The following is a 13,914-nucleotide window of genomic DNA, read 5'->3' on the forward strand; positions in this document are numbered from 1 at the left end:
TAATCAATCTGCCTTGGCAATTATTTAAGATAAAAATTGCTATTTAAAATAGCCGACTTCCCCAATTAAGTTTTTTTCTCAAAACATCATAGTAGGAATAGTCTTTAGGGTGAATTAAGCGCAAGTGTTTATCGGCTTTTTTGATAACCACTTCATCTCCGGGCAATACCGCCAAAACCACATGACTGTCGCAGCTTACTTGCAGACTGTCGGTATTTTCGAGGCTGAGCTTTAAGCGCACTTCGTTATCGGCATCAACCACTAGGGGACGACTTGATAAAGTATGTGGGAACATTGGTACTAATGAAATTGCGTTCAGCTCAGGTGTTAGAATAGGCCCGCCACCCGATAATGAATAAGCAGTTGAGCCTGTTGGTGTTGAGACAATTAAGCCGTCTGAGCGCTGTGAGAACACAAAATCGTTGTTAATAAAGGCTTCAAACTCAATCATATGGGCAACTTTATCGGCATGAAGAACAGCTTCATTAACCGCCAAATTCGCACTCTTAAGTTCGGCATGACGATAGACTTCAACTTCTAATAAAAAGCGTTTTTCTTCGATAAATTGTCCGCTCAGGACGTGTTCAAGACTTGCTTCAAAACCTTCTGGGTTTAAATCAGTTAAAAAGCCTAAGTTACCTCTGTTTACACCAATAACTGCAACATCAAAGCGCGCAAGAACGCGAGCAGCACCAAGCATGTTTCCATCGCCGCCAACAACAATGGCTAAATCTGCCCGCTCACCTAAATCAACTAACTTAACTAAGTTTTCGGCTGGTACGTTGTCAAGTTGGCGACCAGTTCGTTGCTCGACGAGCACTTCAAAGCCTAAGGCAAGTAAAAAAGTATGAAGGCGTTGCAGGGTCGTGGCTGCGGCGCTGTGATTAGGTTTGCCAATCAAACCTATGGTCTTGAACGGTGAATCCATGTTAATTGCACTTAAACTTTCATAGCAATAGGTTACATTAAAAATTAATGCTTTGAAAATAACTTGAAATAAACTTGCAGCGCCCAAATATCAAAGGCCAAGGAGCAAGATGTATTAATTATGAAATTAAATCCGCGTGACCAACAAATATTTTCAGCAGTAATGAGCCTTTATTGTAATGGTGAAGGGTTGCCTGTTGCTTCATCACGAATTGCTAAACAAAAAGGCATGGCTGTGTGCTCAGCGACGGTGCGTAATGCGATGGCACGTCTCGAAAAAGAGGGCTTATTATATTCACCTCATACATCTGCTGGCCGTGTACCCACCAATGAAGGGTTTGAATATTGGCTGTCAGAGTTTTTTGAGTTACCGCAAATTGCAACTTATTGGCAACCACAGCAAGCCCAGCTTGTTGAATTAGCTCATGGCTTGAGTCAACGTTACAAGGTCTGTTGTTGTGTTGGCTTGCCACAGGTAAGTTCACAACTGGTTTTTCGTGTTGAAGTACTTGATTTTGATGCTAGCAACTGGCTTATTTTGTTGCTTGATAGAGCAGGGCAAAGCCACAATATTTGTATCACTAAACCTGAGGATTCAAGTGATGCTGTGCGTTATCAATTTGCGACTTGGCTAAACACGGTGTTCAGTCAACAAACCCTGATGGAAGGATTGTATCGCATGCAGGCGATGGCCAACACTGCACCGCATAATTGTCATGATTCACTCACACAATGGACAAGACAGTTAAGTCAAAAACTGGGCTCTGATAATAGCATTGTGGTGGGCGAAAATTATCTTTATCGCCAAGTTGATTGCCAAACCAGTCTTAATATTGGAGTATCATTTTTAAATTTCGTTGAAGATAAGTTGGCATTTAAAAATGGTTTATCGGTTCTTAATACAGAACAACTACCATTTACTGATTGTGATGAGCTTATGGTTATCAGTGTTCCGTACTTTAATAACCAAGAATATCAGAGTCGGTTTTGTGTTATTTGTCCAAAATCAGCACAAATTGAAGCAATCATCCAAGAATTTGAGTTAATCGGCTCATCAGCCTCTTGAATCTTTTTATTCAATCCCCATAATTACCGCAGTTGTAAAGAATTGGAGCATGTAAGCTATGTCTGAGCAGACAAAATCACCAGAGCAAGAAGTTGAACTAAACGAAGAATTTGAACAAATGCAAGCGGATGTTGATGCAGCCGTTGAAGCAGCAGAGCAAGTTGAAGGCGAAGAAATGAGCCCTGAAGCAGAAATCGCGCTACTGCACAGCGAGTTAGAAGCTGCTAAGCAAACTATAAACGATCAAAAAGACAGTGTTGTTCGTGCTGCAGCAGATGTTGAGAACATGCGTCGTCGTGCCGCTCAAGATGTAGAAAAAGCACATAAGTTTGCACTTGAAAAGTTTGCTAACGAATTACTACCTGTTATCGATAACCTAGAGCGTGCAATTGAGTTTTCTGATAAAGAAAATGAGCAGCTTAAGCCTGTGCTTGAAGGTATCGAAATGACTGTTAAAAGCTTTAATGATGCGGTATCAAAATTCGGTGTTGAAATTGTTAACCCACAGGGTGAACAATTTAACCCTGAATTCCATCAAGCAATGTCAATTCAGCCAAGCAATGATGTAGCGCCTAATACTGTTCTTGCAGTAATGCAGAAAGGTTACACATTAAATGGCCGTTTATTACGCCCTGCAATGGTTATGGTATCTAAAGAAGCTGAATAAGCTTTAAAGAGATACAAAAAATGCCTGTTAATAACAGGCATTTTTTTTACCAATAATGTTTAAGTATTTAACTCGATTGGTATCGTTTTCGATGCCAAAGCTGTACAAGTAATATCAGTATCAGTGCGCTGAACATCATCGCAGAAAATGGAATAGCACTTTGTGGATGAACAAAAGCAAGGATAGGCCCAACTAAAGCACCACTACCGAATCTCAGTGTACCAATAACAGCTGTTGCAGTACCTGACTTTTCTTCAAATTGCATGAGAATCAATGAGTCTGCATTACTCGCTACAATACCTAAGCTCATCATTAATGGTGCAATGGTGGCAACGATGAAATATAGCGATAAATGCATCACACTGAATAATAACAATGCCCCGCCAGCAACAAAGCCAATGCCAAGGCCAATAAATAAAAGTTTACGAGAGCCTAAACGTGGCACTAAACGTGTATTCATAAAGTTACCGAACATTAAAGCCAACACGTTAAAAGCAAATAGCACACCGAACAATTGCTCATCTACTTTGAAGAAATCGAGATATACATAAGGCACTGATGTTAAAAAGCAAAAGAATGCGAATGAGGCAAACATTGAGCTGGCAATATCGGCAAGTGCGCTGCGGCGTGAAAATACCGTTTTATAACTATTGAAAAACAATGCTAAACCGCGCTGTTTACTTTTAAATATAGGAATATCGATCAAATGTATTTGGACTAAGGCTAAAATTGTAAAGCTATAGCCTGCTAGAACGATAAAAATAACCTGCCAGGTTGAGATGCCCATAATGAGTGAGCCAAGGGTAGGGGCTATCAGTGGAGCCACCATCATAATCATAGACACATACGACATACCTTTAGCGGTATTTTCGCGGTAAATATGGCGAATGATCCCAGGCACTACAACCGTCGCAGCAGCACCGGTAAAAGCTTGAATGGCTCTTAAAGACCAAAACAATTCAATATTTTGGCAAAATGCCAGAGCCAATGAACTAATACCAAATAAACTTAAGCCTACTTTAGCAAGTAGTCGTCTGCCAAGCTCATCGGCAATTGGACCAAAAAACAACATGCCAAGGGCGTAACCTGCAAGATAAATGCTTAGTGAAATTTGCACATTTGGCATCGTCGTTTGCAAGTCGTTTGCAATTACCAGCATTGCAGGTAGGTATAAATCTATGGCAAGAGGGGTAATTGCAACAATACTTGCCAGTAACGGTAATAAAATGCGTTTATTTAAAATCTCTGGGGAAGGCATTGGTTACTCATTAATCGAAAGTTAGGTCACTATTGTAGCAGTGTGAACCCCTGTGGTGAACTTAGTTTGCCTGCTAAGTAAAAGAATTAACGAAAAAATAACAACTGATAATGAGGTCGTTCATTTTCATATAAAATTAAGCAATGCTTTGCTATATTAGCGATTATTGCACCAAGTATTTCAAGGATTCGTATGAAAAAGTTATTGATGGCAGTGTTAGCTACCGCTGTTTTAGCTGGTTGTAAAACCTCACCAACAGGACGCACGCAAATTGCGCTTTACTCTGATCAACAAATGAATCAAATGGGACAAGCCAGTTTTGCAGAAATGAAAAAAACGCAGCCAGTTAATAAAGACCCACGAGTTAATAGCTATGTTAAGTGTATTGCCGATGATGTAATTTCTGTACTGCCAAATGAGTATGCAAAACAGTCTTGGGAAGTTGTAGTATTTGAAGACGATTCTGCAAATGCATTCGCCTTACCGGGCGGTTATATCGGGGTTCATACTGGTTTATTAAAAGTAGCGGTAAACCAAGACCAACTTGCTACTGTTTTAGGTCATGAAGTTGCACACGTGATAGCTGAGCATTCAAATGAACGTGTTTCACAGAATGCACTTTTACAAACTGGCTTACAAGTTGGTGGTGCGGCACTTGATATGGGGAATGTGCAATATCGAGGCGAAATCATGCAGGCTTTGGGTTTAGGCGCACAATATGGGGTGGTATTACCATTTAGTCGCTCACATGAATCAGAGGCAGATATTGTAGGTCTTGATTTAATGGCAAAAGCAGGATTTAACCCTGAGCAATCAGTATCTCTTTGGCAAAATATGAGTGCAGCAGGTAGTAGTGGTACACCCGAGTTTATGTCGACTCACCCAGCTCCGGGTAACCGAATTAAAGAGCTTCAAAAGCACATGTCAGATGCATTAAAAGCTCAACAAGCGGCTAGAGCGAAAGGGAAAACCCCGCAGTGTAAATTATGATCAATAGAGCAAAGGTTGAATATCAACATTTTGCCAATAATATTTTTTATTCTCATAAATACACACTTTTCCTGGGTAAGTTGTCTGCTCGATTGAAGGAGCGGATAGCTGCTCAGGAATACCACATTTTTGCGCCAGACTAACCATAGCTATACCCTCAATTAAAAGAGTAATATCTATATCTTTCCAATTACAATCATTTTCTTGGCAAAAACAGGCTTTTCCGTCGTAAGTAACTTGATCAAGTTTTGGCATTGAGTAAGGTTTTGGTAAACCGCATTTTATTGCAGGTTTAAGCTCAGTTGTATTGGCTAGGAAAGAAGTAGTTAAAGCTAGTAAGCTACTAATGATAAATGATTTATTCATGAGGTTCTCCTAAAATCTAACTGTAGAACCACGATCGAATGTATGTCAAATTTTACTCTAAAATTTAAAAAGCCTGTAGTTTAGATAACTGCAGGCTTTAATTTGATAACTAGCAACTAGCAACTAGCAACTAGCAACTAGCAACTAGCAACTTAGCAACTAGTTAAAACGTCCACTCAACGTGAAGTTGTGGTACTGACTCAGTAGTGTCTGTACCTAGCTTGTTGTGCCAGTATTGCCACTCAAGACCTAGTAGTAGCGTATTTTCTTTCATGCTCATTGCATGACCTAAATCCCAAGTAATGATTGGCTGTGCTAAAATCCACGCTTTTACATCTTCACCAAATTCATTTTCACGTTCAGCGATGTATTCAACATGGCCTGTTACATTGAACTTTTGTGAGCCAATAGTAAATGGGTAACCCCATGCAACATCAATCATCCAGCTGTTTGATTCAGTTGGTGCGCCACCACGTGCTACGCCTTCACTGTCATCAATGTAAGCGGTGAATAGGGTAGATAAAAAGCTAAAGCCCGGAGCTTGCCAGCTCAATTTTACACCTGGTAAATATTTCAGTACTTTTGCGTCACCCGCTGCATTAAAACCTGCTGTTAAGCCTACATCGGCAATTGCGCCGTATGAAAAGTCATTGCCAGAGATTTTTGATAAGCTAAATGTTGAATACCACTCGCCATAAAAGTCTTTGTCTTGATAGCCATCTTGACGGTCGTCATTGCTGTAATCAATAAAAAAGAAGTTATCACCATAGTCGTAACCAGAAGCGTGTTGCAATGAAACAACCGTGGTATTTGACTTAGTTAATGAAAACGGATTTTTGTGTTCACCGTTATTAACGTGTAATTGCGTAGAGCTCCAATTAGCGGCATAGCCTGAAGTACTTACTGCACATAGCGCAGCAACAGAAAGGATCTTTTTCAAGTTCATATCTCAATATTGATGGTGTAAAGGGGATACAAAGGCAGGATTATAGCAGATACGCCCTAAATTGGGCGTATCTTGGCAAAAATTATTTAACTTATGCTTTATTCCGACGTAAGCAAATTACCGCTACTGCAGTAAAAGCAAGAATAAAACAATAATAAGATGATGTTGATACTCCCCATGGGCTAATTTTAAAAGTAGCACCCAACAATAGCGCTTGTGCGCCATAAGGCAGTGAGCCTTGTGTTACACAAGCAAAAATATCAAGCAAGCTTGCTGAACGCTTACCTGTAATTTCGCCATCATCCGCTAATTTTTTAGCAATTGGGCCTGCAACAATAATTGATACCGTATTATTAGCAATACATAGGTTGCTGGTCATAACGAGGGCTGCAATCCCTAATTGATCAGCAACTTTACGGTGCCATTTAGCGATAACTTTAGTAATTGCTTGAATTTTGTTAGCAATATAATCAAGACCACCATTAATACGGATAAATTCTGAAAGTCCACCAATAAACATCGATAGCAAGAAAATTTCCTGCATATCGGTAAAGCCTTTATAAACATCTTTAACAAAACTCGCCCCTTCATAGCTGCCAGTAAAGCCCATGAGTGCAGCAAAGATAATACCGCTAAATAGCACCACAAATACGTTAAAGCCCATTACCGCGAGTACCAAGATAAAGGCATAAGGCAATACTAATAAAATATCGAAGTCTTGAGTTTCTACAGCTTCTGCAGTAGGTGTTAAGAAAAATAACAAACCGATTGTTAATGCTGCAGCAGGCAGTGCAATTTTTAAATTTTCGCGGAATTTATCTTTCATTTCACAGCCTTGCGTGCGGGTTGCAGCAATCGTTGTGTCAGAGATAATTGATAAGTTATCACCAAACATGGCACCCGATACAATCGTGCCTGCCATCAGTGATGGATCAATACCTGTTTTTTGGGCGACGGCATAAGCAATCGGACCAATAGCACCAATAGTACCCATTGAAGTACCCATTGCAGTCGACACAACAGCGGCGATTAAAAATAATCCCGGTAGTAATAATGCTGGCGGTATAAGTGATAAACCTGCATTAACAACGGCATCAACACCACCTGTTGCACCGGCAACCGCAGAAAACGCACCAGCGAGAAGATATATCAAACACATCGTGATGATATTGCTGTGGCCAGCACCTTTAATAAAGGTTTCAACACTTTGGTTGATGGTATTTTTATTTAAGATAAACGCCAGCATGATGGCAGGTAAAATTGCCACTGGAGCAGGTAATTGATAAAAAGCGTAATCAACACCTTGAGATTGTAAGTATAAGCCAGCGCCTAAAAATAAGCCGACAAACACCAAAAGCGGCAGCAAAGATAATTTTGCTTTTGTTTTATTAAATGATGGCTGCATCATATTCCTCGTTAGATAACCAATAACACAGCCAAAGACTTCTTTTAGCTGTATTTAGTTGTGTCTAAAAGACATCAACAGCGCCCGCAAGCCAAAGACCAAATCGGCGCAAAGGAAGAAGTTTAAATGTATAGATGGCTAAATGCAAAGACTATCTGTTATTATTGTTGTTATTTTATAAAACATAAACTCAGCATAAATTAGCTCAGTGTTTTTTATAAGCTAACCTGACTATTACATGAGTTTTCGATAAAATCTAGCCAGCTAATAAGAATAGGTAAGGTAATAGTATGAATCGTATAGGTGTATTTGGTGCAAACGGCCGGATGGGGCTGGCACTTTTAGAAGCTGTCACAAAAAAAGAAGATGCAACTTTAACGGGCGCGTATGTTCGTGACAACTCGCCACTTTTAGATATTGCCGTTAATCAATTAAACAGTGCCGCAACAGCTGATGTGTCATTTAGTAAAGAGTCAGATGTAAAAGATACTGATGTGCTGATTGATTTTACCTTACCGGCAGGTATGCGTAGTCATTTAAAAACAGCCGTAGAAAAAAATATCGCGATGGTAATTGGTACCACGGGTCTTAATCAAGACGACATTGATGCTTTAAATGACGCAGCAAAGCATATTCCGATTGTTTTTGCGCGCAATTATAGCGTAGGCGTGAATTTACTGCTTAACTTAGTGCAGACTGCGGCTGTGAAGTTTGGCGATGACATGGACATCGAAATATTTGAAGCTCATCATCGTCACAAAATTGATGCACCTTCGGGCACCGCGCTGGCAATTGGAGAAGCAATTGCAGAGGCAAAAGGCTGGCAACACGATGAAGTTGCACGATTTGACAGAAGCAATGACGAACATGCAAAATCGCAAAATGAAATAGGTTATTCGGTCATGAGAGGCGGGGATATAGTAGGTGAACACACCGCATATTTCGCAACTTCTGGCGAAAGGCTAGAATTAACTCATAAAGCAAGTTCAAGAATGACCTTTGCATTAGGAGCTGTAAGAGCTGCGGGCTGGTTGAAAAATAAACCAGCTGGACTTTATGATATGCAAGATGTGCTTGACTTGAAGTAGTTTAGTTTGATTTTTGGCAGTTTCAGCGAGTTTTTAGTTAATAGCGCTTATTTTTACTATTTTATTAATTAAGATTAGATCTACAAGCTAAATTACTGTAGAATAGCGCCAATTTGCCAAAAATTCATAAATGCGTGTTTCCAATCGCTATAAACGGGCAGTAGAGCAAATGACTTTACTCCCGTTTTTTACTGTTAGGAGGTTAACTTGACTAAATCCGCTCTGTTAGTCCTAGAAGACGGCACAGTGTTTCGCGGTACTGCAATCGGCGCTGACGGCATGTCAGTGGGCGAAGTAGTATTCAATACGTCTATGACTGGTTATCAAGAAATTTTGACTGACCCTTCATACGCGGAACAAATCGTAACTTTGACGTACCCACATATCGGTAATACGGGTACTAACAGCGAAGACGAAGAAGCGGGTCAAATCTGGGCTAAAGGCCTAGTGATCCGTGATTTGCCACTGCTAGCAAGTAATTTCCGTAACGAGCAATCGTTAAGTGATTACTTAAAGGAACGCAATATCTTAGGTATTGCAGACATCGACACTCGTAAATTAACACGTATCTTACGTGATAAAGGCGCTCAAAATGGTTGTATCATCGCGGGCGACGAGTTAGATGAGAAAAAAGCGCTTGAAGCTGCGCAAGCCTTCCCAGGCTTAAAAGGCATGGATTTAGCAAAAGTTGTCTCAACCAAGGAAAATTTTGAGTGGCGTGAATCAAGCTGGACATTAGGTTCAGGCTTTAAAACGCTAGAAGCAGCAGACGAGAAGTTCCACGTTGTTGCTTATGACTTCGGTGTTAAACGTAATATCTTACGTATGTTAGTAGACCGCGGTTGTAAATTAACCGTAGTGCCTGCACAAACATCAGCAGAAGATGTATTAGCACTTAACCCAGACGGTATCTTCTTATCAAATGGCCCTGGTGACCCTGAGCCGTGTACATACGCGATTGAAGCAATTAAAACTTTCCTTGAAACAGACACGCCAATTTTTGGTATTTGTTTAGGTCACCAATTACTTGCTCTTGCCTCAGGTGCACAAACAGTAAAAATGAAGTTCGGTCACCACGGTGGTAACCACCCAGTTAAAGATCTTGACCGCAATGTTGTTATGATCACAGCGCAAAACCACGGTTTCGCAGCTGATGAAGCAACATTACCAGCGAATTTACGTGCAACGCACGTTTCACTATTCGATGGCACGCTACAAGGTATTCACCGCACAGATAAACCAGCATTTAGCTTCCAAGGTCACCCAGAAGCAAGCCCTGGTCCACACGACGCGGCACCATTATTCGACCACTTCATCGACTTGATGCAAGCACGTTCAAACTAATTTAACCGGAGTAACAATGCCAAAACGTACCGACATAAAAAGCATTCTTATCTTAGGCGCAGGCCCGATCGTAATCGGTCAAGCTTGTGAATTTGACTACTCTGGTGCACAAGCGTGTAAAGCACTACGAGAAGAAGGCTATCGAGTTATTCTTGTAAACTCGAATCCTGCAACTATCATGACTGACCCTGAAATGGCTGATGCGACGTACATCGAACCAATTCACTGGGAAGTGGTAGAGAAAATCATTGAAAAAGAAAAGCCAGATGCAGTACTTCCTACTATGGGTGGTCAAACTGCATTAAACTGTGCACTTGATTTAGATAAGCACGGTGTATTGGCTAAACACGGCGTTGAGTTAATCGGTGCAACTGCTGATGCAATCGATAAAGCTGAAAACCGTGAGCGTTTTGACGCTGCAATGAAAAACATTGGTCTTGAGTGTCCGCGTGCAGAAATCGCTCACTCAATGGAAGAAGCACACGATGTACTAAGCCGCATCGGTTTCCCATGTATCATTCGTCCATCATTCACTATGGGTGGTACCGGTGGTGGTGTTGCATACAACCAAGAAGAATTTGATGAAATTTGTGAGCGTGGTTTAGATTTATCACCAACAAATGAGCTTCTAATCGATGAATCATTAATCGGTTGGAAAGAGTACGAAATGGAAGTTGTTCGTGACAAAAACGACAACTGTATCATCGTATGTTCTATCGAAAACTTTGACCCAATGGGTGTTCATACTGGTGACTCAATTACGGTTGCACCAGCGCAAACGCTAACAGACAAAGAATACCAAATCATGCGTAATGCATCGATGGCGGTACTTCGTGAAATCGGCGTTGAAACAGGTGGTTCAAACGTACAGTTTGGTGTAAACCCAGTTGATGGCCGTATGGTTATCATTGAGATGAACCCACGTGTATCGCGTTCATCTGCTCTAGCATCAAAAGCAACCGGTTTCCCAATTGCGAAAATCGCTGCAAAACTAGCAGTAGGTTACACCCTTGATGAGCTACAAAACGACATCACTGGCGGTAAAACACCAGCGTCTTTCGAGCCGTCAATTGACTACGTTGTGACTAAGATCCCACGTTTTAACTTCGAAAAATTCGCCGGTTCAAACGACCGTCTTACAACACAGATGAAGTCTGTGGGTGAAGTTATGGCGATTGGTCGTAACCAACAAGAGTCATTACATAAAGCATTACGTGGTCTTGAAGTAGGCGCAACGGGTTTTAACCCAATCGTTGCTCTTGATGACCCGAAAGCGAAAGAAAAAATCATCCGTGAATTACGTGAGCCAGGTGCAGAGCGTATTTGGTATGTAGCAGATGCAATGCGTCACGGTATGAGCGTAGAAGAAGTTTTCGAACTAACTAAGATTGACCCTTGGTACCTAGTGCAAATCGAAGACATCTTAAAAGACGAAGCAACAATCAGCGAAGTTGGTATGGCTGGTTTAAATGCTGAGTTCTTACGTAAGCTTAAGCGTAAAGGTTTCGCTGATGCGCGTATCGCAGAAATTGCCGGTGTCTCTGAAGCAGAAATTCGTAAAAAGCGTCACCAGTTAGATATCGTGCCTGTATACAAGCGCGTTGATACCTGTGCTGCCGAATTTAGCTCAGACACAGCTTACATGTACTCAACATACGATGAAGAGTGTGAAGCGAACCCATCTGACAAAGATAAAATCATGGTAATCGGTGGTGGCCCTAACCGTATCGGTCAAGGTATTGAATTCGATTACTGCTGTGTTCACGCAGCATTAGCTTTACGTGAAGACGGCTACGAAACAATCATGGTTAACTGTAACCCTGAAACTGTTTCAACTGACTATGATACATCTGATCGCTTATTCTTCGAGCCAATCACGCTAGAAGACGTATTAGAAATCGTACGTGTTGAAAAGCCTAAAGGTGTTATCGTTCAGTACGGTGGTCAAACGCCGCTTAAACTTGCTCGTGCACTTGAAGCGAACGGTGTGCCAGTTATTGGTACTTCACCAGATGCTATCGACCGTGCAGAAGACCGTGAGCGTTTCCAACAATTAGTTGAGCGTTTAAACCTTCTTCAGCCAGAGAATGCAACAGTAACTTCAATGGAAGAAGCGATTGCAAAATCAGCTGAAATCGGTTTCCCACTTGTTGTACGTCCTTCATACGTACTAGGTGGCCGCGCGATGGAAGTGGTATATGATGAAGACGATTTACGTCGTTACATGACTGAAGCAGTATCAGCGTCAAATGAAGCGCCAGTACTACTTGACCATTTCTTAGATAACGCAATCGAAGTTGACGTTGATGCAATCTGTGACGGTGAGCAAGTAATCATCGGTGGTATCATGGAGCATATTGAGCAAGCAGGTGTTCACTCTGGTGACTCAGCATGTTCATTACCAGCGCACTCATTAACAGCTGAAGTTCAAGACGTGATGCGTAAGCAAGTGACTGATATGGCACTTGAGCTTGGCGTAGTAGGTCTAATGAATACACAGTTTGCTGTGAAAGACGGTAAAGTTTACTTAATCGAAGTAAACCCTCGTGCTGCACGTACAGTACCGTTTGTTTCTAAAGCGACAGGTATCGCACTTGCTAAAGTAGCGGCACGTTGTATGGCGGGTCAGTCGCTGGCGAGCCAAGGTATTACTAAAGAAGTAATTCCTCCTTACTACAGTGTTAAAGAAGTGGTATTGCCATTTGCTAAGTTCCAAGGTGTTGATCCAATCCGTGGCCCAGAAATGCGCTCAACGGGTGAGGTAATGGGTGTTGGTGAAACTTTCGCCGAAGCATTCGCTAAAGCACAATTAGGTGCAAGCAACACTTTACCACGCGGTGGTCGCGCGTTACTATCGGTACGCAACAGTGACAAGCCACGTATTGTTGAACTAGCTAAAACCATGACTGACCTTGGTTTTGAGTTAGATGCAACAGGTGGTACTGCTAAAGCCCTTGAAGAAGCTGGTATTGCAGTTCGTCGCGTGAACAAGGTATTCGAAGGCCGCCCTCATATTCTTGATAGAATTAAAAATGGTGAATACAGCTATATTGTAAACACTACTGAAGGTCGCCAAGCGATTGAAGATTCGAAGGTGTTACGTCGTGGTGCATTACAGCACAAGACAAACTACACAACGACACTGAACGCGGCATTTGCTAACTGTACTGCTAACCAAGCAGACGACCGTAGCAGTGTGACGTCAGTTCAGGAATTACACCAGCGAATGAACTAAGGAAATGTGCCAAGGGTGATACATTCACCCTTGGATTAAGTGAGAATAATATGCAATCAATTCCGATGACAGTTCGTGGTGCAGCATTACTGCGCGAAGAACTTAACGAATTAAAAACAGTTACACGCCCAAAAATTATCGCTGATATCGCTGAAGCGCGTGAACATGGTGATTTGAAAGAAAACGCTGAATACCATGCTGCTCGTGAGCAACAAGGTTTCTGCGAAGGCCGTATTCAAGAAATTGAAGCGAAGCTTTCAAATGTGCAAATCATCGATGTAACTAAAATGCCAAAAACTGGCAAGGTTATTTTTGGCACTACAGTGACTATCGTTAATGTTGAAACCGACGCTGAGGTGAAATACCAAATCGTAGGTGATGATGAGGCAGATATCAAAAATAACTTGATCTCTGTTAACTCGCCAATCGCACGAGGTTTAATTGGTAAAGAGGTAGACGATGCCGTTATCATTAAAACACCAAACGGTGAGGTAGAGTACGAAATCATTGAAGTTGAGTATATTTAATAGCTTAACCAAGCATTGATAAAAACCGCGGTTTACTACCGCGGTTTTTTTATGCCTGTTTACAGGCGTGGATTTATTCGGTACGTTGGGGGCTC

The 13,914-nt window shown here is 41.5% G+C and carries 12 protein-coding genes; 7 read left to right on the plus strand and 5 right to left on the minus strand.

The genetic code is table 11. The features are described from left to right. Nucleotides 1-43 precede the first annotated feature (43 nt). Nucleotides 44-928 (minus strand): NAD(+) kinase, encoded by an 885-nt coding sequence (gene nadK / locus QL229_RS09655; RefSeq protein WP_135924247.1) that lies wholly within the window; start codon nt 926-928, stop codon nt 44-46. A gap of 120 nt (nt 929-1,048) precedes the next feature. Here nadK and QL229_RS09660 point away from each other — a divergent pair, with 120 nt between their 5' ends. Then, nucleotides 1,049-1,993, plus strand: coding sequence for an HrcA family transcriptional regulator (locus QL229_RS09660; RefSeq protein WP_135924248.1), 945 nt, complete (start codon nt 1,049-1,051; stop codon nt 1,991-1,993). Nucleotides 1,994-2,051: 58 nt separating this feature from the next. Next, nucleotides 2,052-2,660 carry a nucleotide exchange factor GrpE gene (gene grpE / locus QL229_RS09665; RefSeq protein ID WP_135924249.1) on the plus strand — a complete coding sequence of 203 codons (609 nt, stop codon included), beginning with the start codon at nt 2,052-2,054 and terminating at the stop codon, nt 2,658-2,660. Between the two features lie 67 nt (nt 2,661-2,727). On the opposite strand, the gene QL229_RS09670 is transcribed toward grpE, so the two are convergent. Continuing rightward, the gene (locus tag QL229_RS09670) at nt 2,728-3,918 is read right to left on the minus strand and encodes a Bcr/CflA family efflux MFS transporter (RefSeq protein ID WP_281546810.1); all 1,191 of its coding nucleotides are present in this window, start codon (nt 3,916-3,918) and stop codon (nt 2,728-2,730) included. Between the two features lie 192 nt (nt 3,919-4,110). Here QL229_RS09670 and QL229_RS09675 point away from each other — a divergent pair, with 192 nt between their 5' ends. Further along, nucleotides 4,111-4,908 (plus strand): M48 family metallopeptidase, encoded by a 798-nt coding sequence (locus QL229_RS09675; protein WP_135924251.1) that lies wholly within the window; start codon nt 4,111-4,113, stop codon nt 4,906-4,908. On the opposite strand, the gene QL229_RS09680 is transcribed toward QL229_RS09675, so the two are convergent. The 3 genes from QL229_RS09680 to QL229_RS09690 all read right to left on the minus strand — a co-directional run bounded on the left by QL229_RS09680 (nt 4,909) and on the right by QL229_RS09690 (nt 7,625). Then, nucleotides 4,909-5,274 carry a hypothetical protein gene (locus QL229_RS09680; protein ID WP_138557657.1) on the minus strand — a complete coding sequence of 122 codons (366 nt, stop codon included), beginning with the start codon at nt 5,272-5,274 and terminating at the stop codon, nt 4,909-4,911. 163 nt (nt 5,275-5,437) lie between these two features. Then, complete coding sequence (locus tag QL229_RS09685; protein WP_135924253.1) at nt 5,438-6,220, minus strand: outer membrane protein OmpK; 783 nt, start codon at nt 6,218-6,220, stop codon at nt 5,438-5,440. Nucleotides 6,221-6,311: 91 nt separating this feature from the next. Next, nucleotides 6,312-7,625, minus strand: coding sequence for a Na+/H+ antiporter NhaC family protein (locus QL229_RS09690; RefSeq protein ID WP_281546822.1), 1,314 nt, complete (start codon nt 7,623-7,625; stop codon nt 6,312-6,314). Nucleotides 7,626-7,915: 290 nt separating this feature from the next. On the opposite strand from QL229_RS09690, the gene dapB reads away from it, so the two are divergent. From dapB to greA, 4 genes are all read left to right on the plus strand, one after another. Further along, on the plus strand, nt 7,916-8,713 hold the full coding sequence (dapB, locus tag QL229_RS09695; RefSeq protein ID WP_199527680.1) for a 4-hydroxy-tetrahydrodipicolinate reductase: 798 nt from the start codon (nt 7,916-7,918) through the stop codon (nt 8,711-8,713). A gap of 207 nt (nt 8,714-8,920) precedes the next feature. Continuing rightward, the gene (gene carA, locus QL229_RS09700; protein WP_130151430.1) at nt 8,921-10,057 is read left to right on the plus strand and encodes a glutamine-hydrolyzing carbamoyl-phosphate synthase small subunit; all 1,137 of its coding nucleotides are present in this window, start codon (nt 8,921-8,923) and stop codon (nt 10,055-10,057) included. Nucleotides 10,058-10,073: 16 nt separating this feature from the next. Next, nucleotides 10,074-13,292, plus strand: coding sequence for a carbamoyl-phosphate synthase large subunit (gene carB / locus QL229_RS09705; RefSeq protein ID WP_135924256.1), 3,219 nt, complete (start codon nt 10,074-10,076; stop codon nt 13,290-13,292). A 50-nt stretch (nt 13,293-13,342) separates the two neighbouring features. Next, nucleotides 13,343-13,819, plus strand: a complete 477-nt coding sequence (gene greA / locus QL229_RS09710; RefSeq protein WP_135924257.1) for a transcription elongation factor GreA — start codon at nt 13,343-13,345, stop codon at nt 13,817-13,819. Nucleotides 13,820-13,914: the final 95 nt, after the last annotated feature.

The sequence above is a fragment of the Pseudoalteromonas sp. PAR1 genome, from assembly GCF_947311895.1.
Taxonomy (GTDB): domain Bacteria; phylum Pseudomonadota; class Gammaproteobacteria; order Enterobacterales; family Alteromonadaceae; genus Pseudoalteromonas; species Pseudoalteromonas lipolytica_C.